This is a genomic window from Pseudomonas peli (assembly GCF_050563605.1).
Taxonomy (GTDB): Bacteria; Pseudomonadota; Gammaproteobacteria; order Pseudomonadales; family Pseudomonadaceae; genus Aquipseudomonas; species Aquipseudomonas peli_A.
Genome location: NZ_JBNXUH010000461.1, coordinates 1 through 244, shown reverse-complemented (window position 1 = coordinate 244; position 244 = coordinate 1). Strand labels below are relative to the sequence as shown.

Here is a 244-nt window from a genome sequence, read left to right as displayed (position 1 = left end):
CAGCTCAAGCGCCGTTATGACCTGATCCCCAATCTGGTGGAAACCGCCAAGGGCTATATCTGTCTCTTATACACATCTCGAGCCCACGAGACGNAACCATCGTGAGGGCTAGGAGGAAGAGTCGCACGTGGATAAGAGAGAGTAGCAGAGCGTCGGTGACGACATGAGAGCTGTATGGGAGAAACCAGCTAAAGACCAGTTAGGTCTGGTACACACATCTGGAGGAAACCACAAGGAGCGATAT

Annotated in this window: 1 protein-coding gene; it reads left to right on the top strand. The window is 52.3% G+C overall.

All coding sequences use genetic code 11. The annotated features are described in order from the left end of the window. Positions 1 to 105 (top strand): LemA family protein (locus ACQ4LH_RS22240; protein WP_430699035.1); only part of this gene is annotated, 105 nt, incomplete at its 5' end. Positions 106 to 244 lie beyond the last annotated feature (139 nt).